This is a genomic window from Clostridium sp. CM038 (genome assembly GCF_055081105.1).
On record NZ_CM143651.1, the window covers coordinates 2,196,751 to 2,218,130 of the forward strand.

Genomic DNA, 21,380 nt, shown 5'->3' on the forward strand with positions numbered 1-21,380 from the left:
AATCACTGCCTTTCTTTAATTTTCTTTAATTTTAGAATGGTTTTTTCGCTAAACTCTACTCCAATTGAATCTAATATAAACATAAATATTGGGATTCCAAGGAGTAGACCCCAAATCCCCATAAAATGCTCTGACACTATTAATGTTACAAAAGTAAAAAATATTGGAAGATTGGTGGTATCAGACATAAACTTTGGGTTTAAAATATAACTTTCAATAGCATGAATTATAAAAATCATAATAAGCACAAATATTACTTTAACTAACCCGCCCATTTTAAAAGCAATTAAACATAGGGGAATTAGCGAAATAAATAACCCCGCCACTGGTATAAGACTTAAAATAAATATCATAAATGCAAGAGCGAATAATTTCGGAAATCCCATTATAGTTAATCCTATCACTGATAATACTGTATTTGCAATGGCTATCATTATTTGAGCCTGTATTACTTTACCAAAGGAATTTAAAAAATTATTACCAAAATAGCTCAAATAATTATATGCCACAGATACTTTACTATATTTAAACTTATGTACAAATTTTAACACGCTGTCCTTCTCTAATATAAATACTAAGCTTAGTAAAAATGCCATAAAAAAATTAAAACTCCATTTTCCAAAATTAGTTACAAAAATCATAATACTTTGAATACCCGATTTAGCATAATTTGCAATATTAATTTGATTAAACATCGGTGCTAAATACTTCGTAAATCCTTTTGTATTTTCAGAAAAATTAATATATTCCATCTTGCCTAAAATAGATATACTTTCAGAAATAGCAATTGGTATATATTTTACTGCTAGAAGGACTATTGTTACTGTCATAAACATATATATAATTATAGTAATAATAGTTGGATTTACTTTTACTACTCTGTTAATTTGCTTAACTAATAAACTTTGTAGACTATTCACTAAATAAGTAATCATAAATGTTAATAGAATCAAATTAAAAATGGATCTTATTAAATATGCAAATAATATTATTGCTAAAAGCAATAGCATTTTCTCTACGGTTTTTCTATTAAATAACTGTGTTATTGTTTGCATTTAAGGCGCTCCTTCATCTTTTTTATTGTTTTTTGTTAAAATTTATTGAAATTTATTTAAACATTATTTTAATTTTTTCGCTATAATAAATTATTTTTCGGCTATTTCATTATATCAAATTGTTTAACTTATTTCTATTAATTACTATGTACTAAATTTAAAATTTTATAATACACGAAGAATAAGAAAAATGGTGTATAATATATATACTAATAAGAAAGTTTGGTGATGATAATAAATGAAACCTGTAATTATGTTTGTAACTGAATGGTGTCCATATTGTAAAAAAGCACTTACTTGGATGGACGCTATAAAAAAACAAAATCCAGAATACGCTGGTATTGATATTAAAATAATTGATGAAGAGCTTCAACCGGATATAGCAAAACAATATACATACTATTATGTCCCTACCTACTATGTTGACGGAGTTAAAGTTCATGAAGGCGTTGCCTCTAAAAATATTATTAATGGTATATTTGAAAAGGCCTTAAAATAATTTTAATAAACTAAAAATGTAAGAAGATAATTTTAAATTATCTTCTTACATTTTTTTAATTTCATGTATATCTTTTTAATCGCGGGATATACTATTATTGTAGTCGACAAACAAACATTAAACTTATAAAAGGGAGATGTTAGTTATGTTAATAAGTAAACCACTTGTAATTTTAAGCGTAGGCAATATTGCTGGGGCTAAAAATGGGGACTACTAAGTAATTCCGTATGAAAATTAAAATACGGAGTTATAAATCCATATTTTATATGGATTAGTAAAGCCAATGATTATTTTATATAATCATTGGCTTTATGTTTTTTATCTTGTTGATCTAAAATTTTTAGGCTGCTGACTCCCACCCTGATTTCTTCCATTTCTTCTAGCATTGCCTGATTGTTGAGGCTTTCTTGTTGAAGGTTTATTTGCCTTATCATTACTTGCTATTACAGGTTCATTACTTGCAGGATAAGGATGATCTTCAATTACTGGTATTGATTTTGATATAACCTTTTGAATATCCTTAAGAAAAGGTTTTTCTTCTTCATCGCAAAACGAAAGTGCAACTCCACCAAGTCCTGCCCTACCAGTCCTTCCTATTCTATGAACATAAGTCTCTGGTATATTTGGCAAATCAAAATTGATTACATGAGATAATTCATCAACATCAATACCTCTCGCTGCTATATCTGTTGCGACTAATACTCTTGTTATACCCGACTTAAAATTATTTAAAGCAAGTTGCCTAGCACTTTGAGATTTATTACCATGAATAGCTTGTGCTTCTATTCCTACATTGTTAAGGTCCTTCGTGATTTTATTTGCACCATGCTTTGTTCTTGAAAATACTAAGGCAGAAACTATGGACTTATCTTTTAGCAAATGAATAAGTAGCGGTTTCTTATCTTTTTTATCCACAAAATATACTGATTGTTCAATAAGCTCAATGGTAGATGAAACAGGTGTCACTGCTACTTTTACTGGATCCACAAGAATAGAATCAACTAGCTTTGAGATTTCTGGTGGCATAGTTGCTGAAAATAACATAGTTTGTCTAATTTTAGGTAGTTGCGCTATAATTTTTTTTACGTCACGCAAAAATCCCATATCAAGCATACGGTCTGCCTCGTCAAGTACAAACATTTCCACATGGTGTATGTTAATGTATTTCTGTTGCATTAAATCGAGTAATCTACCAGTAGTGGCAATTAAAATATCTACTCCATCTTTTAAAGCATCAGTTTGTTTTTTTTGTGATACGCCTCCGAAAATAACTGCACTAGTAAGATTCATGTGTTTACTATAGGCTGTAAAACTTTCTCCAATTTGAATTGCTAGTTCCCTAGTAGGTGCGAGTATTAAGGCCTTTATATTTTTAGGTCCCTTTATAACTTTTTGCCTCCCACAAAGAATTTGCAGTATAGGAATAGCAAAAGCCGCTGTCTTTCCAGTGCCTGTCTGAGCACAGCCTAGAAAGTCTTTTCCTTCCAATATAGTAGGAATTGCAGCTTCTTGTATAGGCGTAGGTTGCACATAACCTTCAGTTTTTAAAGCCTTGTTTATTGGTGTAATAAGATTTAAGTCTTCGAATAACATTTTTTTCTCCTTTGGAAGTGGCTGTCTTTGACTTTAAATGTCACAAATCACTGATATCCTGTTATGAATTTTCCCGAAAATTGGAAACAACAACTTTCTTACATGATTATATTGCATCTAAGAAACCACCCTTTTATTAGTGATATGAGCATATTTAGGCTGATTTTTCTTCATTTAGCTCCGACTTTGTAGGTCTATGATGTATAAATAAATATGTTTCTTTTATATCAACTTCAATCTTATAACTGTTTTAATTCAACTATTCGTTGCACTCATATTTTTTTATTATAACATATTTCGACTCTTGTTGCTATTCTTCTATTTTCCATAAATAATGTTGAATATAAATGTTAATTTACCACAAACTATATCTACAAAATATTTTTTTTACAAAAGGAGACATTTATATGAATGAAAACTTTAATTACCCTATGAACGTACCTGAGCAAAAACAAGATAAACAACCAGGATTAGAAACGCTTATGAATCCAAGACCTATTTTTGAAAATTTAAATTGCATAGGTTCTGGAAACTTAATGAATAAAGTTGCCTTAATTACAGGTGGCGATAGTGGCATTGGAAAAGCAATTGCTCTTGCATACGCCAGAGAAGGAGCTGACATAGCCATAGTATATCTTGATGAGCATGAAGATGCAGAAGAGACAAAAAAACTTATTGAAGCAAAGGGTAGAAAGTGTATTTTAATTGCCGGAGATATAGGAGACGATACCTTTTGCAATGATGCTGTAAATAAAATAATAAAAGAATTTAGCAAATTAGATATTCTTGTGAACAATGCCGGTGAGCAACATCCCCAAAATAGTATTGAAGATATTACAAAGCAGCAACTAGAGAAAACTTTTAAAACAAATATTTTTGCCATGTTTTATATGGTTAAAGCTGCATTACCCCATTTAATAGAGGGTGCTACTATTATAAATACTTCATCGGTTACAGCCTACAAAGGCCACGAAACCTTAATTGATTACTCCTCAACTAAGGGAGCAATAGTTACCTTCACCCGTTCTTTAGCTCTTTCATTAGCAAGTAGAAAAATACGAGTTAACTCAGTGGCTCCAGGCCCCATATGGACACCTCTTATACCGTCTTCCTTTAGCGCAAATGAGGTTGGTAAATTTGGGAGCAACACTCCTATGGGAAGGCCAGGTCAACCTGTAGAACTCGCTGAAACTTATGTGTTTTTAGCTTCCGAAGGTTCTTCATTTATAAGCGGTGAAACTATTCATGTAAATGGCGGCAATATTATAAATGGTTAATACCTGGTATCATCCAGCTTACAAGTGGCATGTTTCTTATCATAACTAAATAGGAAAATACAAAATAGGCGTCAATTTTTTGAGGCCTATTTTGTTCGCTTTGTGGTACCTTTATTTCTACCTCTCTCCTTTTGCAATTTTTTTAAAATTTATAATTATTTTATTTCTATTGGAAATAGCTTCACTTAATTTGTTAATATATCCACACATATAATAATAGTACATTGGCAAATATATATACCAATAGTATTATTAATAAGTAATTTGATCCTTGTATATTTTTTAAAAATTTCTTAAAATAATTTATTTTTTAAGGAGGAAGATATTATCAAAATCAAAATTTTTACTTTCACACTTTTTGTTAGTTTACTTCTTAATATTTGCAATATGACAATAGCCTCGGCTACAAATTTTACTTTTACAGATCAAAACGCTAATAAGTATAACATAATAATGAAGCAAGACCTACTCTGCCTAATGATAGCTTATCCTGAATATATTACAAATATTGAAGAAAATAATGGACACGTATATTTAATAATGAAGTCTGGAAAAAAGTTATGCTATGACGACAAGAAAGAGAAAAATTCACAAGAAAAACTATCAAACCCAGATCTTCAAGACACGTTAGATCAAATTTATCCCCTTTCTCCTGTTAAAAGCATTATGGAGTCTAATTTTGATCCTGGTCGCTTTCGGTCCTACGACTTATTATCAGAAGTTTATGGCACTTCAAAAAAAGCTATAGAATCCAAACTTACAAAAGTCAAAGTAGGTTATAGTAATTTTCAATTCAATAATAGTAGTAGTGCATCCGATTCACTGCAATCTGTTATGAGTGAGCTAATTCCTCTTTCAGAAAGAAACCAAAATGTAAGAAGATGTCTTCTTCCCTGTAGTGGAACTTTTAATTATCGCGTAATTGCAGGTACAAATCGATTAAGTCCTCATTCTTTTGGTATTGCTATTGATCTTGCTAGTGATAAAAGTGATTATTGGAAATGGGCATCTAAAGAAGCAGGTGAAAACAGATTATCCTCATATCCGAACGAGCTTGTAAAAGTTTTTGAAAATAATGGCTTTGTTTGGGGTGGTAAATGGTCACACTTTGATATCTTACATTTCGAGTATAGACCTGAAATCATTTTAAAAGCTCGCTATTTTACAGGCAATGTAGGTTCAAAAAATGCTTGGTATGAAGGTGCACCATGGCAACAAGTGCCTATAAAGAATGCAATTGATAGAATCAATGCATTAATAAAATAATAGGAGTATAACATTATGAATTTTTGTAAAATTAAAAAATTACAATTATCTAAAAGTAACTTACTTATATTTATCATACTTTTTTTATTAATACAGTTATGTAGCAATAGTTACACATATGCTATTACGGATGATTCAAAAAAAGAAGTTACTAGTTATATAGATCAGATTTTTCAAAAAAGAAATAAAGCCCTACTTAGCAGTGATTTAAAATTAATACAGTCACTTTATAATATGGACACAAAATATGGAACTTGGGCATATGAATATGAAAAAAGAAAAATGGAGTATATTAATAATTGGGCAGAAAAACAAGGAGTTAAGTTTACACATATTATACCAACTGTAATTGTAAAAAACATTAAATGTAGCGATAATAATTTTTCAGTTTATCTATTATGTTCAACAGAATATAAATATGTATATGAAAATCAGCCCGGACTAGAAAATACATCTAGAATTGGAACCTATCACAATTTACAACTTATGAGTAAAGATGGTTCTTGGGTAATTTCTAAAGAGTGGTATAAAGATCCATTTGCAAATTCTTTAACTTTAGATAATATTAAGGCAGATTCTATAAAAAAATTTATACTATCTCAAAGCGCACGAGATCTATCTACCATAGATAAAAGAAGAGTAAATGCTGTAGAATATGCTGGTAAATATTGCGGGGCTGCAAGCACCTCAGAATATGAATACAAGTATAACAAAAAATATAGAAATTATAATCCTGAAGGTGGTGATTGTGCAAACTTTGCATCACAAATTCTTTTAGAAGGAAGCAAATTTAAAAAAAATCCTGCTTGGAACTACGACAAAAATGGAGCAACAAGATCTTGGCTAAATGCGGATGGTTTTAAAAACTATATGCTATATAGTGGTAGAGCATCAATAATTTCCTATGGCAGCTATGACAAAGTATATAAGGCTAGTTATAATCTCCTGCCAGGAGATTTTATTGCCTATGAAAAGAAAAATGACATAACTCATATTTCTGTTGTTACAGGCTCTGATTCAAGAGGATACTCCTTGGTCAGCTGTCATAATTCAGATAGAAATAAAGTTCCTTGGGATCTTGGATGGAGCGATAAAAACATTAAATTTTGGTTAGTTAGAGTTCATTATTAACAAAAATATTAAAACAATAAACTATAAGGAGGTAAATAATCATGAAAACTGAAGAACAAATTAAATCAGAAGTTACTAGGCAGGTTATTGATAGTATGAAAACAACTTTAAATGAAGAATTAACTGAGGTAGAGAAGGAATTTGAGGAAACTTATAAAAGCAAGCTTGAGCAAGAAATTCAATATACATTAGAACTTTCAGAAACAGGTCTTAAGCACAATTCAACCAAAAACATAAAAGTAGAAAATAAAAAACTAATACAGCAATTAGATAATATAAGAAGTGAAAAGGCTAAAGTTGAGAGCAAATTAAAGACATTAAATGAATTCGAAAATTTATAGTTCCCCAGAAAGTGTCGTTGTGGCATGGTTAAGTTGACTTATTCTTTTCAATATAGTAGTATATAGTTTGATGAATAAATATTATATTATGCATAATATGTATATTTTAGTGTAGATAAGGAGAATTAACTTACCATGAATATTTCTACTAAAGGAAGATACGGTTTAAGGGCAATGGTTGATATAGCTGTGCATTCATTTGGAGACTATATACCCTTAAAGGTTATCGCTGAAAGGCAGTCAATCTCAGAAAATTATCTAGAACAAGTGTTCTCAGTACTTAGGAAGGCTAATCTTGTAAAAAGTGCAAGAGGATCCCAGGGTGGTTATACCCTATCAAAAGAAGCATCAAAAATCACAGTAGGTGAAGTTTTAAGAACCCTTGAAGGTGATTTAGATATTACTGGAGATGATGGTGGCGCCTTAGGTGTTGATAAAACCATAAAAGTTTGTATAAACACTCTAGTTTGGCAAGAGGTTAATGAACAAATTAATAAAGTTATGGATTCAGTAACGCTACAAGATCTTGTAGAAAAATATAAAAGTCTAAATGATGAGTATATCTTAGACTTTATAATATAAATGAAGAATAACAGCACTTTGGAAATCCCGGTGCTGTTATTCTTCATTTATTTTCATTAACATAAAAGAACACCTTGATTAATTCTATTCCCATAAATCTTCAGTTAATTTTTCAATTTCTCTGATTCTTTTTTTAGTTTCCATTGTATCAATAGTAATCAAACCATTATCAATACTAAGTACGTCTCCTTCTTTAGCGCTATGAGGTAATTTAATCCTTTTAATATCAATCATAGTTCTATCTTCTTTTTCACATACTGCATAACAGCCAACAAATCTATCTATTATTATTTTCATACAATCAACTCCTTAACGAGGTGCCCCCCAAACGCTACATGGTTCATATCCCGCTTTTGCATTATTCAAATTTGTATGCATTTTATTTTTTTTTGAGTATCTACAACCATCACTGTGATACTTTTCACCTGTTCCAGTATATACTGTAACGCTCTTATTTTGAGTTATTTTGACTTTTTCTCAAGGGATGAATTACCACAGGGTGTTTAATATTAAACCTACCTTAGTGGATTGATAATTAATCAATCCACTAAGGTGTTATACCATCATTGAACAAATTTTATTCGAATATATATTGTACTAATTTATTATCCTATAATATATTTGTGATTTTTTTCATATATTTTGTTTCTTCTTCATCTTCAATTAGTTTTTTCGCCTTATCATTTTTCTTGTTATTATCAATTTTATCTTTTATACTTTTATCTAGATCAAATAAGTATGACCAGTCTTCTTCATTTATATTTTTCGGTCTATCCATCTGTAATTTATTGCATTTTAAAATTTCATTAATCAATTGTAGTTTTTCTTTATATTCTTCTCTCTTTTCGTCAATCTCAATTTTACCCTTTAAATCTAATACTATTATTTTAAAATCAATATCTTTAATCCAATCAGGTTTTTCCTTTTTAATTAATTCTTTCGGATTTTTAGTATAACAAAGTATTTTAAAGGCAAGTAATTCTAATCTATATGCCTCATGCTTTAACTCATAAATTTTTTTGTCTTCCAAATATTCTAGTGGATGATTATTTATAAATTCAATTGGAGACTTTATAGAATATAATTTACTTAATAAATTTTGTAAATACAACTCTTTTAAGAAATTATAATAATCCAGCCACTTATCTTCTAACATTCCATTTTGTTTTTTTTCTTTTAATAAATCCAGTATTTTATCTGTATTAAAATAATATTGACTAGCATTGTATTTTTTTAATAATATAAATACATCAAAAATTTTATTCTGTATTATATTCCATATATCTTGCTTAATATTTTGAGGTTTATTCAAACCTAAAAGCACTGAGAAATCATTGTAATAGTTTATTTCCAAAACTATTTTTTTGATTTGTTCCTCTAATACCTCTGTAGATTTTTTCAATATATAATCCCATTCATTGTTATTAATATAAGAAGGCTTATTATTATTTAAAAATTTATAGCATTTACTAAATTCAAGTTCTCTAATATTTCTAGGATTTTTGTTTTCTCCTACAAATTCATCTATAGCGACTTTACGGATATTTAACCATTTTTGTCTTGATACATAAATAGGTTTTCTTTTTTCTAATATTTTCTTACTTTCATAATATGCCTTACGTTCTAAATCATTAATTAACATATTTTTTAAGAAATTATTAAAACACTTCATCTTATCCACCTCGTATATAATTATTTTTTATCCGTTCTTACATATCCATATTATATCATAATTTACATAATATTTTCTAATTATGAAAAATTTGGTTAATTGATTTATCAACTTTCCTAGTAAACCTGATATTTTTGCAAACTAAAGAACGTAAGTAGTATTTCTCCTACTCTAATCGTGTAAGTCATCTCCTGCGAATCTGCAATATTAATGACTTCAGAAGGAGATTTATACTCCCACTAAGTTTTTGCTCTAATGTGATATAAATATTACATTAGAGCACTCTTCCATAGGGTCTCGTATATTACCATCCTTTTTGCACGACAAAAAAAGAAGCTCATCTCTAAGCTCCCCTATTATTCTACGGGTAATCTTACCCTCAATACTTTTCATACCTTTCTCAATTTCTTGGTTTATTTTATCAGCTTGTATTTGAGTAATTACACGATTTTTTACTAATGTACTTAATCTATTAATACTACCTTTAACTTGCGACACATTTTTTGTTACTTCTTCCATTACTTTATCTGACTGGGTTTGTGTTATTGTCTTAGCCGTAACTAATCCTTTAAGGGTGTCAGAATAAATTGTTTTTGTTGCTGTTGGAAGGATAGCTTTTTTAGTAGTATTAGTCGGCGACTTCATGGAATTACAAGCAGTAAATAGCAGAATAGATATACTAATTATTATAAATGTTGAAGCAATTTTTACATTCTTCATTTTTACACACCATCCTAATATTATTTATTCTTTATATTATTAGAATAATTGAATGAAAATATACTATTTTGCTACTATACAAATTGATCTTATGTTTGAATCATATTTTTCTGAAAAATAAAAAACCACCTCGAATAACAGATACATTGTGTATCTGTTATTGGAGGTGGTTAAATTCAGTAAAACATTGTCTTAAATTTTCTATGGTAACATGTATGTCATTATACAAACATCTAAATTTCTGATGATTGCCTGCAAACCATCTATCCCTCAAATTCCTCAGGGTACTCTGCATTGTGATAAACGTCCTGTACGTCATCATCATCTTCAAGCGCATCTATAAGTCTTTGCACTTTACCTGCGCCTTCTAGGCTAATAGGTATCATGTTATCTGGTATCATTGTAACCTCTGCAGAAGCAAATTCAAAACCCGCTGTTTCTAACACTTCTCTTACAGCTCCAAAAGTTTCTGCAGCTGTAATTATTTCAAATATTTCCTCTTCTGCATTAAAATCTTCTGCACCCGCTTCTAATGCTACCATCATTATCTCATCTTCATCCATAGTTTCATTTCTTTCTATGATGATTTGTCCTTTTTTAGCAAACATCCAGCTTACACATCCAGCCGCTCCCATGTTTCCACCATGTCTATCAAAAGCATGCCTTACAGTTGCCACACTTCTATTTTTCTTGTCCGTTAGCGTCTTAACTACTATAGCAACGCCTTCTGCTCCATAGCCTTCATAAACTATTTCTTCATAGTTTACGCCTTCAAGCTCTCCGGCACCTTTTTTTATTGCTCTAGTTATTGTCTCTAGAGACATATTATTAGATTTAGCTTTTGCAACTACATCTCTAAGATGAGCATTAATATCTAAATTAGACCCACCATTTTTAGCTGCCATTATTATTTCTTTACCTAATTTTGTGAATACCTTACCTCTTATAACATCAATCTTACCTTTTTTCTGTTGTATGTTATGCCATTTTGAATGTCCTGACATTTGATATCCCCCCCAACTAACTATTTTTCATATGAAATATTCTAACCTTCTCTAATAAATACCAATATTTCTATCAATTGGTTTTAAATACATTACATTCCCATTATATCATAGAAATAAAGCGTTTTTCAATCGAGTAGGAGCTAAATAATTAATTTATTTAGCGACCTCTCACACCACCGTGCATACCGTTCGGTACACGGCGGTTCAATAGAAATTAATGTTTTAATAAATATGTCTCAGATATAGAAACTAATCCTATATTTTTAAGGTATTTATTGGTCAATGTTTTGTTTAATATAGGGCTATTGGATGTTCTCCAATAGCCTTTCCTTGTATTTGCATATTGCAAAGCTTTATTGTTTGGTATTCCTAATTTAACAAGGTTCCCATATTTTGTTTTAATCTTTTTCCATTGTTTCCAAAAACACATTCTAATTCTTCGCCTTAACCATTCATCAAGTGTTTTAAGAATACTTTTAATGTCTGCAATAGCAAAATAATTTATCCATCCAACTATCACTTGCTTAAGTTTCATAAACCTATATTTCATGCTCATCGCATTACTTCTTGAAGTTAATTCTTTTAGCTTTGCTTTGAATTTGATTATAGGTTTTTGAGGAACTCTCATTCTGTATTCACCTTTTGCTCGGTAAAATGAAAATCCTAAAAATTTAAGTTTCCAAGGTCTATCTACTGTACTCTTTTCTTTATTCACTCTAAGCTTTAACTTTTCCTCAATAAATCTCGTAATACTCTTCATTACTCTATTTGCTGATTTCTCACTTTTGACGTATATATTCGCATCATCAGCATATCTACAAAAGTTTAGTCCTCGTTTTGTTAGTTCTACATCGAGTTCATGTAACATTACGTTACTTAATAATGGGGACAAAGGCCCGCCTTGAGGTGCTCCTTCTTCTGTATTCATAAATACCCCATTTATCATCACTCCACTTTGTAGATACTTTCGTATCAGAGAAATTACTCTACTATCTTTAATATCTTCCGATAGTATCCTTATTAATTTATCATGATTTATCGTATCAAAGTATTTAGAAAGGTCTATATTCACCGTCCATGTATGTCCAGCATTAATATATCCCCTACATTTTTCAACAGCTTGTTTTCCACTTCTTAAAGGTCTAAAACCGTAACTATTATCAGAAAATTTCTTTTCATATACTGGTATTAGAGTTTGTGATATCGCTTGCTGAATAACTCTATCTAATACAGTAGGTATTCCAAGTAGCCTAATTCCACCGTCAGGTTTTGGTATTTCTACCCTTCTTACGGCTAGAGGTCTATATCTACTTTCTAATAATGATTGCCTTAATTCTTGTCCATGCTCTTTTAGATAATGTAGAAGTTCATCTACTGTCAAACCATCAATCCCATGACTTCCTTTATTGGCTTTTACTCTTTTATATGCTTTATTCATATTATCTCTCGATAATATCTGCTCGAGTAAACCATTATCATATTCATTCACATCGTTTCTTCCTTCTTCTGACATAGAGGAAATACTATGCACTTCTACATTACCTTCGAGTTCCACTCTATTCTCTCGTAGAGAGCCTTCTTTATGAAGTTGTCTGCTTTTATCATATTTTCTCGTATCCTTCAAAATTCCAAAACCTCCTATTGTTCAGTCCTTCCCACGCTAACGCGTTTTGCATGGTACTATGACGTCTGCTGACTTCTGATAGTTCAGCCATACATCACTGTATGGGTTGTTATTTCTAAATTCATATCCACAACTTACCTATCAGATCTCCCCGGGTAAGAACGCAATCTTTCACTCCATCTATCTGCTACATTTACACCACTTGTTTCGAATAGTTTTGGGCTTCGTTTTGTATTGCAAACTTACCCACAAGCATATGCCTTATATGTAGTTTCTGTTCGTCAGACCGGAGTTTGGCCGCCAACTTCCTTCAGATTCCATCTCACGATGGACACCCTTGTCTTAAGCTATGCACTTGGCACTATTAACCCGTGCTAGGGACTTTCACCCATTAGATTGCGCCCATGCCGGGCGCACAATAAAAAAAGAAAAGTATATATACTTTTCTTACATGTGTTAAATCATCTCCTGCGGAGCTGAAATATTGTTAAAGGATAGTGTTTATAATTTCACTATCATATAATCTATGTTCTAATTTGAAGTACATTTTTGGATCTTCTTCATAAAACAGAGCTTTTCCTGAAGTAACCTGGGTTATTTCTGCCCTTAATTTTTCTAGATTACTAAACTGACAAAGTATTTTAATCCTCACTTTGTCAGTATACTCTACGTTCTCTATATAAAAATTTTCTTTAGCACAGACATGTTGTAGCTTCCCTAGTAAATCGTATTCAATAAGTATATCTATTGAAATACCTTCAACCTTTTCCACTACCCCTGCCTCTTTAATAGCTAGTGATGCACCTTTCGAATATGCTCTTGCAAGGCCTCCAGTGCCTAAAAGAATTCCTCCAAAATATCTGGTAACTACTACCGCTACATCTGTAATATCACTTTTTTTCAAAACTTCTAGCATAGGAATTCCTCCCGTACCTTGAGGCTCTCCATCGTCACTATACCTTTGTATCCCTCTATTTTCGCCAATTATATAGGCATAAACATTGTGTCTTGCTTGTTTGTGTTTATTTTTAACCGCTTGGATAAATTCCTTAGCCTCATCTTCGCTTTCAACCCTTTTTCCATGTCCAATAAAAACGGACTTTTTCTCTTTAAATTCAGCGATTGATTCATCTTTTATTGTAAAGTAACCCATTTTAATTCTCCCAACTATTACTGAATATTCCAAATAAAAATTTAATATCCCACTCTAATTTATATTTGCTCCATTAGTAATAAAAACCTCTCAGCAGCATCAATTATGTATTTTTTTTCTGTGTTGTCATATATGTATTTTATTTTTGTAATAGCTTTTTCACTTTTTATTTTACCTAGAGATTTTATTGCATAGCTTATTACTTGTGGATTCTCATCCTCTAAGGCTCTAAGTAATGCTCCTTCAGCTCTCGCATCTCCCATTTTACCCATAGCTGAAACTGCCATTCTCCGTACATTTAAGAATTTATGCACGGAAGCTTTGATTAAAATGTTTAAACAAGATTTTTCCTTTAATTCTCCTAATATCCAAACTGCGACTTCTTTATCTTTAGGGTGCATCTCCACATAACTCGTTTTTATTAGCTGCGTTAATTTATTTTTATTATCCTCTTCCAATGAATTCAAGAAATAAATTTTATCCTCTTTCCCTGCTTTAGCAATACTCTTAAAAAGCTCATCAGTATCATTGCTATGCACTAAAAATCTATATTTTATTTTACCATCTATAATGTGTTTTTGCACAATGGCATTATCCAAGTTTCTAATTTTACATATGGCTTCCATAGTTTTCCCTTCCAAAAACAAGAAATAAGATATCTCTTCGTTAGAATATTTACTAATGCACAACCAATCAACGTCCACTAATCCCTTTTTCAAAAGCTCCTCTCCTTACCTTGTAGCCATTTTTTTCTACTTTCCACTTAGTATCTCTGAAATAATATTAATTCCTTCTTCTATTTCTGGTTTTCTTATTTCTGAAAAACTTAATCTAAAGTAATCATTACCTTCTTTAGCATTTTTATAAAATAAAACCCCTGGTGTTATTAAAACTTTTCTATGCTTACACAAATAAAACAATTCCATGGAATTAATCTTCAAACCAGTAGCTATCTTAAAATAAAAATGAATTCCCCCTCCAGGGGTATAACAACTAGCCTTTGCACCCATGTTTTTTTCTATACAAGTTATCATAAAGTTATATTTGTCCTTATAAGCCATATTTAGACGACTTATATGTTCTTTCCAAAGATCCTTATTTATATATAAATCTAAAGCACGTTGCATAAGACTTGAAGTTGATATATCTGTGTTAATTTTGGAATTTTGAATATGCTCCTTGCATTTCTCTGGTGATATCATGTATCCGAGCCTTATTCCTGGTAGAAATATCTTTGAAAAACTCTTTATATAGATAACTCTATCAAATATGTCTAAGCTCTTAAAACTCTTATATTGCTTTTGGTCATATATTAGTTCAGATAAATAATCGTCTTCAACGATATAAAAATCATATAACTCTGCGAGTTCTAATATTCTTAGCTTTTTCTCCAAACTATAGGTGGCCCCTGTAGGATTTTGAAAATAACTCATGGCATAAAAACATTTTATCCTATTCTTTTTCAGTATCTCTTCAAATTGAAATAAATTCACGCCATCCTCTAACATATCAACTTCAAATATATTTGCCCTTCTCCATTTAAAGACCGTTAGTGCCCCACCATAGGTCGGTTTTTCTACAACAACGTTATCATGAACATTTATTATAGATTTTGAAACTATATCAATACCCTGTTGCGCACCTGAGAGAATCAATATATCTTCAGTGTTTACCTTATTGTCCCAAAAAAAACTACTTATACTATTTCTAAGTCCCTCATACCCCAAAGATTCCTTATAGGCAAATGCTTCCGTGCCATCTCTATCTAATACCTCATTTAATACGTCTTTAAAGACTGTTACAGGGAAATATTCACTACTTGTAATTTCTCCTGTAAAATCTATATATTTTTTTAGGTCTTGACCAGAAATTTTTTTTAAGGTATTAGAATATTCCTTTTTAAACTTACTGTTTGTATCCCTTCGTTTAGCGTAAGTTCCGCTCCCCATCTTTTGATACGCATAGCCCTCAGCTTCAAGTTTTTTATAAGCACTAACTACGGTAACATCATTAACCACCAACAGTTTTGATAATTTCCTTATTGAGGGTAATTTTTCACCGTCGTCAACCATATTTTCATCAATCATTTTTTTTATATGCTTTGATATCTCTATATACTTAGGAATTTCGGAGATAAATTTAATTTCATACTTATGCATATCTCAACCTATCTATCCCGAAAATGTTAAACAAAGTAAACATTTTGATTAAATAAGATTTTATCCTTGTTTATCTTAAAATCCCTAATTTCCTTTTTAATAATATTTCTTTCCCATAGTTTATTAAGCAACTCTTCCATTTCTATATCAAAATCCTTAAACAAATCCTCCGTCATAATTTCCTCAGCACTTAAAAACTTATCTTTTTCTCTCATATAGTTTAAAAGCAGGCTACAATTACTCTTAATACTTGAGTTTATGCTTTGTTCTAAAAATGTCATAGTTTCTTGAATTGTCTCCACTGTATTTGATTTTTCAAAAAACAATTTATCAACGCAAAGTTTAAAGTCTTCATTTAAATTAAGCGCCATAGTCATTACATCCTTACTAATCATATATCCCGACGAGTTGACAAATAATCTTGAATACTTCTCTATACATCTTATCGCAGTACTATAGGCCGTATATATACCATCACTTGATAAATATTTTTTACATACGCCAATATCTTTTAAGAGTTTTCCTAGGAAACACATTCCCCACCGCTCTCTATCTACATCCGGGAAAAATCTACCACCGTCGTACCTTACTGTTATATCCATATCTTTTGAGAATATAAGTCTTGAGGATGAGAAAATTCTATGTATATATCCGCCCTTTAGATTATCAGAATAAAGTTGTATGAATTTTTCCTTACCCATGAGTTTAATATGAATAGGAACACCCTTCTCTTGTGCATATATGTCCCTAATCTCACTGAATTTCTCCCTGACAATTACGAAAATATCAATATCTGATTCTTCCCACAAATCGCCTGTTACCATACTTCCAAAAACCATTACTGATAAAACAGATTCGTCGATTTTTATTCTATCTACTACACTATTAAAAGCTTTCTGATATTGCAAAATAGTTTTCATCATTTCCTTGCCTCCCCCAAGTTTTTATGTGCCTTATAATTTTAAAATATGTTTAGGTGTCTTAAAAATCAAATTCCTAAATGAATATTTTATTAACTTTAATTCTCTCATAAAAATCACAATTACTGCACTGATATATATGAACACAAAACTGATCTTTGTCATCAATCTCCATATTAGCAGTATAATCATCATAAAATTCTTGTATTATTCCTTTATCGTTCATTATAGCACTACATTTTTCACAATTACAAATATTCCTTTCTAAATTATTGCAAACAGGACATATTTTTTTCATGATATTACCTCCAAATTCATTATCATATCTATTTTTACCAGTTTTTATTATAATAATCTTAATAAAAAAAAGAAAAGCATATAATTTTCTAATAAAAAAATAAAGAGAATCAAGTTTAATATTAATAACCCTGTTCTCCTTATCATTATGAAAATTATTTACAATCATGCTTTGATAATTTCAGCATGTTATCAACTTTACATCTTAACACTTTAATTAAATCTTCAGAAATTTCATTAACGTCTTCAGCTAAACCTAGAGCATTTTTTATTTCTGAACTGCGTCCAAAATTTGTATTCGACATATTACTTGCAGCGGTTGAAAAATTAATAGATGCAAGGCCTAATGTATATAGAGTGTCTATTAACGGTCTTATGTCATTTTCAAAATACGCACTTGCTTTAAAATCTAGTTGCAATCTATCTAATTCGAATCTTAAAACATTTATATTTACAACCTTATCTGCTAATGATTTAACGTCAAAATTATTGGATATGTCACATATGTCACAGGTATCAAATTGACCATCATTGGGTACCTTATCTTGTTCATTAATATCATTTATAATTTTTTTAATTAGTTTATTGACGTTATACTGATTTATTTTTTTGTTTTTTCTCTTTTCATTATCTGGATTTGATTTTTCTTCTCCCATATCTACTCCTAAGTTCTTTGATAAATGCTTCGGACCTAATATTAAATTATATAAGATGCCCATTGACTTTATTACACTTATGAAGATTTTTTTATAAAAAAGAAATTTCAACTACACTAAAATATATTTTTCACACTTATTATAAACTTCGTCGTCCCCTTGTACTGACATAAGCGTTCCTTCTTCAATATACTCTTCTGTATCAACCTTTGATCCTCTATGCAAATATGCCACTATTGCCTGATCAGTATATGGAATAAGCACCTTAAATTTTTTAAGAGTATATGGAAGGTCTTTACAAGTTTCTTTTAGAAGTTCCTCCAAATTTGTACCATCTTTAGCCGATATTTCAATTGATTTCAAATTCTTATATTTTTCTTTGATTTTCAAAATATTTTCTTGTGAGGCTTTGTCAATTTTATTCAACACCAATATTGTTGGCTTATCAATTGCGTTTAATTCTCTTAGAACCCCATCTACAGCCTCTATTTGTAGTACTGCGTTTTCAGATGATGCATCTACCACGTGCAGCAACAAATCTGAATATACCACTTCTTCAAGGGTTGATTTAAAGGCCTCTACTAAATCATGGGGAAGTTTCCTTATAAACCCCACTGTGTCAGTTACTGCTGCCACTCTATTATCAGGCAATAGTAGTGCTCTTGTTGTTACATCTAGAGTTGCGAAAAGCATATCTGCTTCAAACACTTTTTCTTTTTGCACAATACTTTTTAATGCTGCTACATCGCATAATGCATTTCTAAGTGTTGATTTTCCAGAATTAGTGTATCCAACTAAAGATACTTTTGAAATGCTATCGCGACTTCTCTTTTCTCTTTGCACATTTCTAGTATTTCTTATTTTTTCAAGTTCTTTATTTAATTCATAGATACCTTCTCTTATTCGCCTTTTATCTATTTCTAATTTTTTCTCTCCAGGTCCTCTTGTTCCAATTCCCGCACCTGTTCTTGATAGTATAGTTCCAAGTCCTGTTAAACGTGGTAATCTATATTTTAATTGTGCAAGTTCAACTTGAATTTTTGCTTCCCTAGTTCTTGCTCTTCGTGCAAATATTTCTAGTATTAGTGTAGTTCTGTCTATAACTTTACATCCAAGTACTTCCTCCAAATTTCTAACTTGAGAGCCTGATAATTCATCATCAAAGATTACTATATTCGCTCTTATTGCTTGCCTAAGACCAGCTACCTCTTCTGCTTTACCTCTACCTATATATAAAGCCGAATCTATTTTATGTCTATTCTGAAGTACTGTATCTATAGTTTCTACATTACATGCTTTTGCAAGTTCTGCAAGTTCTACTAAATCATCTTCACTTTCTATTCCTACTAAAATAGCTCGTTCTGAATCATCCTCAACAATTTCACTTGTTTTCATTAATTTTTCAATATATCTAATTTTGTCTAAAATATCATATTCCATTACTTCATTTATAGTTATTGGTCCTATTTCTTCTTCTATTAAAATGCTCTTTTCTATTCCACAAAAACCTATGTTATACTTTAAATTCTCTTTTTCTCCTATACCAATAGCTACTATACAATCTAACTTTAATTTTGTTAAAGCTGACATATCCAGCGCAGATAATCTTGAATTACCATTTGGGTGAGTGTGTACTACTTTAACCCCCGATAATCGACCTTCTCTTATATCGATTATAGGCAATTCCACTGTACTACTATCACCAATTGCCATACTAATTATTTTACCTTTTCTATCAATTGCAGCGCTAATTTCTCTATCCAAATCTTTTGTTACCTCGACTAGTATGTCTACCAATTCTTCAGACAAAATGCAATCTTTGGAAACCGTTATATCGCAAGCATTTTCCAATTTATTTAAAATTGAATTTTTAACTCCACCAATATTTCCATATATCAACGTAAATCACTCCATTCTAATAATATTTAACAAGTATCCTTATACTTATACTTGACAACTTTCATATAATTTTATACCATTAGAGCATTAATGTAAATATATATAGAGGGTGGGATTAACATTGGATAATAAAAAAAGAAATATTCTTATAACTAAAGACCAAATTGATGAAAGAATAGAGCAACTTGGTGCTGAGATTTCGAAAGATTATTGCGAAAAAAAATTATATATTCTTTCATTATTAAGAGGTAGCTTTATATATACCGCAGACCTTGTGCGTCAAATTACTGTGCCTACAAAAATAGGATTTATGACAACTTCAAGCTATGGTGATGGTGAAGAGTCTTGTGGATCAATTAATGTTATAAATGATATTCCTGACAATATTGAAGGTTTTGATGTATTAATAGTAGATGATATTGTTGATACTGGAATAACTATGGATTTCGTTGTGGCTCACGTTAAGTCTTTAGGTGCCACCAGCGTTAAATCTTGCGTTCTTTTAGATAAACCACTTAGAAGAAAAATTGAGATAACACCTGATTATTGTTGTTTTGAAATTCCAGATCTTTTTGTAGTTGGGTATGGATTGAATTACGGAGATTACTATAGGAATATACCATACGTATTTAATTGGGAAGACTAATAACCTTCTATATCAGAGAAGTCCATATTAATGACATTTCAGAGGGAAAGTCGTTAATATTGCAGCTCCGCAGGAGATTATTTAATAACTCACTTTTTCAATACTTCTTAAATACATATTGTTAGTTTATAAAAATAAAGTACGTTATTATTAATAGCGTACTTTATTTTTTATATTTTTGTTAATCACTACCACTATTGCCCAGTTTAAAATCTGTACCATTTAAATCTAATTGAACTGCAGTATTAGGTGTTTTTCCCACTATAATAGTTTCAGCAATTGGTACTTCATTAGCTACTTCGATATCATTACTTTTTAAAGGCGCAATTACTTTAACGGTAGTTTTTACTTTAACATAAATTTTATGCCTTGTTTGATTTATACCTGCACTTTCAAACTCAGAAGAATATTTAGTTTCTACATGGCCTATCGGCTGCATTTTTATGGTTACTTTAGGGCCATAATAAGATAAAATACTATTTCTTGTTATATAACCTATTGGGATTTTCATACCAACCTCCCCCAATTTCATAAGTTCCTTTTGGGATTCTAAAGCAACATCACATGCTATTTTATTCATTTTTAGAGTATCCGCTTTTAGCATTACAATATTCCCCTGTGAATCTTTATCCACTCTTATAACCTGGTCGTAGTTAAATTGCTTGGAATATTCACTAATAATTGATCTATTTACAATCTCTGTAGCCTTTGCTCTCATTTCCGCATCCGCTACCGCCATTACCGTTGGCATTACGGTTTTATCAAAAATGTATATGAATATTGTAAAATTTATCATAATTATGGCTATAATTATTAATATCCTAACTTTAATTTTATTTTTGATATTTATTACCTCCATCTAAGGTTATATGCTATTATATGT

The 21,380-nt window shown here is 30.6% G+C and carries 22 protein-coding genes; 7 read left to right on the plus strand and 15 right to left on the minus strand.

From position 1 onward, the window contains the following. Positions 1–2: 2 nt before the first annotated feature. Positions 3–1,055, minus strand: coding sequence for an AI-2E family transporter (locus ACWJKS_RS10145; RefSeq protein WP_462959500.1), 1,053 nt, complete (start codon positions 1,053–1,055; stop codon positions 3–5). A gap of 238 nt (positions 1,056–1,293) precedes the next feature. Between ACWJKS_RS10145 and ACWJKS_RS10150 the strand changes: the two genes are divergently transcribed. Continuing rightward, complete coding sequence (locus tag ACWJKS_RS10150) at positions 1,294–1,554, plus strand: glutaredoxin family protein (protein ID WP_165414609.1); 261 nt, start codon at positions 1,294–1,296, stop codon at positions 1,552–1,554. Between the two features lie 318 nt (positions 1,555–1,872). Here ACWJKS_RS10150 and ACWJKS_RS10155 read toward each other — a convergent pair whose 3' ends face one another. Then, entirely contained in the window at positions 1,873–3,147 is a 1,275-nt protein-coding gene (locus ACWJKS_RS10155; RefSeq protein WP_216302777.1) for a DEAD/DEAH box helicase, read from the minus strand. A 407-nt stretch (positions 3,148–3,554) separates the two neighbouring features. On the opposite strand from ACWJKS_RS10155, the gene ACWJKS_RS10160 reads away from it, so the two are divergent. The 5 genes from ACWJKS_RS10160 to ACWJKS_RS10180 all read left to right on the plus strand — a co-directional run bounded on the left by ACWJKS_RS10160 (position 3,555) and on the right by ACWJKS_RS10180 (position 7,744). Beyond that, positions 3,555–4,424: an SDR family oxidoreductase gene (locus ACWJKS_RS10160; RefSeq protein WP_462959501.1), complete on the plus strand. Its 870-nt coding sequence runs from the start codon at positions 3,555–3,557 to the stop codon at positions 4,422–4,424. A 387-nt stretch (positions 4,425–4,811) separates the two neighbouring features. Beyond that, positions 4,812–5,690 carry a M15 family metallopeptidase gene (locus tag ACWJKS_RS10165; protein ID WP_462959502.1) on the plus strand — a complete coding sequence of 293 codons (879 nt, stop codon included), beginning with the start codon at positions 4,812–4,814 and terminating at the stop codon, positions 5,688–5,690. Between the two features lie 15 nt (positions 5,691–5,705). After that, positions 5,706–6,821, plus strand: a complete 1,116-nt coding sequence (locus ACWJKS_RS10170; protein WP_462959503.1) for an amidase domain-containing protein — start codon at positions 5,706–5,708, stop codon at positions 6,819–6,821. A gap of 41 nt (positions 6,822–6,862) precedes the next feature. Then, on the plus strand, positions 6,863–7,162 hold the full coding sequence (locus ACWJKS_RS10175) for a hypothetical protein (protein ID WP_165414604.1): 300 nt from the start codon (positions 6,863–6,865) through the stop codon (positions 7,160–7,162). A 135-nt stretch (positions 7,163–7,297) separates the two neighbouring features. Next, the gene (locus ACWJKS_RS10180) at positions 7,298–7,744 is read left to right on the plus strand and encodes an RrF2 family transcriptional regulator (RefSeq protein ID WP_165414603.1); all 447 of its coding nucleotides are present in this window, start codon (positions 7,298–7,300) and stop codon (positions 7,742–7,744) included. A gap of 84 nt (positions 7,745–7,828) precedes the next feature. On the opposite strand, the gene ACWJKS_RS10185 is transcribed toward ACWJKS_RS10180, so the two are convergent. The 12 genes from ACWJKS_RS10185 to hflX all read right to left on the minus strand — a co-directional run bounded on the left by ACWJKS_RS10185 (position 7,829) and on the right by hflX (position 19,851). Beyond that, positions 7,829–8,041, minus strand: a complete 213-nt coding sequence (locus ACWJKS_RS10185; protein WP_216302774.1) for a DUF3006 domain-containing protein — start codon at positions 8,039–8,041, stop codon at positions 7,829–7,831. A gap of 313 nt (positions 8,042–8,354) precedes the next feature. Next, on the minus strand, positions 8,355–9,416 hold the full coding sequence (locus tag ACWJKS_RS10190) for a hypothetical protein (protein WP_462959504.1): 1,062 nt from the start codon (positions 9,414–9,416) through the stop codon (positions 8,355–8,357). A 252-nt stretch (positions 9,417–9,668) separates the two neighbouring features. Beyond that, a complete protein-coding gene (locus ACWJKS_RS10195; protein ID WP_462959505.1) occupies positions 9,669–10,136 on the minus strand; it encodes a hypothetical protein in 468 nt (155 codons plus the stop codon). Between the two features lie 263 nt (positions 10,137–10,399). Further along, the gene (locus ACWJKS_RS10200) at positions 10,400–11,140 is read right to left on the minus strand and encodes a YebC/PmpR family DNA-binding transcriptional regulator (protein ID WP_462959506.1); all 741 of its coding nucleotides are present in this window, start codon (positions 11,138–11,140) and stop codon (positions 10,400–10,402) included. 217 nt (positions 11,141–11,357) lie between these two features. Beyond that, a complete protein-coding gene (ltrA, locus tag ACWJKS_RS10205) occupies positions 11,358–12,767 on the minus strand; it encodes a group II intron reverse transcriptase/maturase (RefSeq protein ID WP_258280593.1) in 1,410 nt (469 codons plus the stop codon). A gap of 487 nt (positions 12,768–13,254) precedes the next feature. Continuing rightward, positions 13,255–13,920, minus strand: coding sequence for a YigZ family protein (locus tag ACWJKS_RS10210; RefSeq protein ID WP_462959507.1), 666 nt, complete (start codon positions 13,918–13,920; stop codon positions 13,255–13,257). A gap of 59 nt (positions 13,921–13,979) precedes the next feature. Further along, a complete protein-coding gene (locus tag ACWJKS_RS10215; protein WP_220319532.1) occupies positions 13,980–14,639 on the minus strand; it encodes a HEAT repeat domain-containing protein in 660 nt (219 codons plus the stop codon). Positions 14,640–14,672: 33 nt separating this feature from the next. Beyond that, positions 14,673–16,079, minus strand: a complete 1,407-nt coding sequence (gene pdxR / locus ACWJKS_RS10220) for a MocR-like pyridoxine biosynthesis transcription factor PdxR (protein ID WP_462959508.1) — start codon at positions 16,077–16,079, stop codon at positions 14,673–14,675. Between the two features lie 26 nt (positions 16,080–16,105). Continuing rightward, positions 16,106–17,002: a nucleotidyltransferase domain-containing protein gene (locus ACWJKS_RS10225; RefSeq protein WP_462959509.1), complete on the minus strand. Its 897-nt coding sequence runs from the start codon at positions 17,000–17,002 to the stop codon at positions 16,106–16,108. 73 nt (positions 17,003–17,075) lie between these two features. Continuing rightward, positions 17,076–17,297: a hypothetical protein gene (locus ACWJKS_RS10230; protein ID WP_165413405.1), complete on the minus strand. Its 222-nt coding sequence runs from the start codon at positions 17,295–17,297 to the stop codon at positions 17,076–17,078. A 154-nt stretch (positions 17,298–17,451) separates the two neighbouring features. Further along, positions 17,452–17,952, minus strand: coding sequence for a hypothetical protein (locus ACWJKS_RS10235; protein WP_216302768.1), 501 nt, complete (start codon positions 17,950–17,952; stop codon positions 17,452–17,454). A gap of 111 nt (positions 17,953–18,063) precedes the next feature. Next, positions 18,064–19,851 (minus strand): GTPase HflX, encoded by a 1,788-nt coding sequence (hflX, locus tag ACWJKS_RS10240; RefSeq protein ID WP_220319531.1) that lies wholly within the window; start codon positions 19,849–19,851, stop codon positions 18,064–18,066. A 121-nt stretch (positions 19,852–19,972) separates the two neighbouring features. On the opposite strand from hflX, the gene hpt reads away from it, so the two are divergent. Beyond that, on the plus strand, positions 19,973–20,497 hold the full coding sequence (hpt, locus tag ACWJKS_RS10245; RefSeq protein WP_165413402.1) for a hypoxanthine phosphoribosyltransferase: 525 nt from the start codon (positions 19,973–19,975) through the stop codon (positions 20,495–20,497). A gap of 181 nt (positions 20,498–20,678) precedes the next feature. Here the strand turns inward: hpt and yunB are convergent, their stop codons facing one another. Then, a complete protein-coding gene (gene yunB / locus ACWJKS_RS10250; protein WP_165413401.1) occupies positions 20,679–21,356 on the minus strand; it encodes a sporulation protein YunB in 678 nt (225 codons plus the stop codon). Positions 21,357–21,380 lie beyond the last annotated feature (24 nt).

Coding starts and splice junctions, on each gene's coding strand:
- ACWJKS_RS10175 (WP_165414604.1), top strand. CDS start 6,863: ATGAAAACTGAAGAACAAATTAAATCAGAAGTTACTAGGCAGGTTATT.
- pdxR (WP_462959508.1), bottom strand. CDS start 16,079: ATGCATAAGTATGAAATTAAATTTATCTCCGAAATTCCTAAGTATATA.
- ACWJKS_RS10200 (WP_462959506.1), bottom strand. CDS start 11,140: ATGTCAGGACATTCAAAATGGCATAACATACAACAGAAAAAAGGTAAG.
- ACWJKS_RS10150 (WP_165414609.1), top strand. CDS start 1,294: ATGAAACCTGTAATTATGTTTGTAACTGAATGGTGTCCATATTGTAAA.
- ACWJKS_RS10160 (WP_462959501.1), top strand. CDS start 3,555: ATGAATGAAAACTTTAATTACCCTATGAACGTACCTGAGCAAAAACAA.
- ACWJKS_RS10185 (WP_216302774.1), bottom strand. CDS start 8,041: ATGAAAATAATAATAGATAGATTTGTTGGCTGTTATGCAGTATGTGAA.
- ACWJKS_RS10155 (WP_216302777.1), bottom strand. CDS start 3,147: ATGTTATTCGAAGACTTAAATCTTATTACACCAATAAACAAGGCTTTA.
- ACWJKS_RS10210 (WP_462959507.1), bottom strand. CDS start 13,920: ATGGGTTACTTTACAATAAAAGATGAATCAATCGCTGAATTTAAAGAG.
- ACWJKS_RS10165 (WP_462959502.1), top strand. CDS start 4,812: ATGACAATAGCCTCGGCTACAAATTTTACTTTTACAGATCAAAACGCT.
- ACWJKS_RS10235 (WP_216302768.1), bottom strand. CDS start 17,952: ATGGGAGAAGAAAAATCAAATCCAGATAATGAAAAGAGAAAAAACAAA.
- ACWJKS_RS10230 (WP_165413405.1), bottom strand. CDS start 17,297: ATGAAAAAAATATGTCCTGTTTGCAATAATTTAGAAAGGAATATTTGT.
- ACWJKS_RS10180 (WP_165414603.1), top strand. CDS start 7,298: ATGAATATTTCTACTAAAGGAAGATACGGTTTAAGGGCAATGGTTGAT.
- yunB (WP_165413401.1), bottom strand. CDS start 21,356: ATGGAGGTAATAAATATCAAAAATAAAATTAAAGTTAGGATATTAATA.
- ACWJKS_RS10145 (WP_462959500.1), bottom strand. CDS start 1,055: ATGCAAACAATAACACAGTTATTTAATAGAAAAACCGTAGAGAAAATG.
- ACWJKS_RS10170 (WP_462959503.1), top strand. CDS start 5,706: ATGAATTTTTGTAAAATTAAAAAATTACAATTATCTAAAAGTAACTTA.
- ACWJKS_RS10190 (WP_462959504.1), bottom strand. CDS start 9,416: ATGAAGTGTTTTAATAATTTCTTAAAAAATATGTTAATTAATGATTTA.
- ACWJKS_RS10195 (WP_462959505.1), bottom strand. CDS start 10,136: ATGAAGAATGTAAAAATTGCTTCAACATTTATAATAATTAGTATATCT.
- ACWJKS_RS10225 (WP_462959509.1), bottom strand. CDS start 17,002: ATGATGAAAACTATTTTGCAATATCAGAAAGCTTTTAATAGTGTAGTA.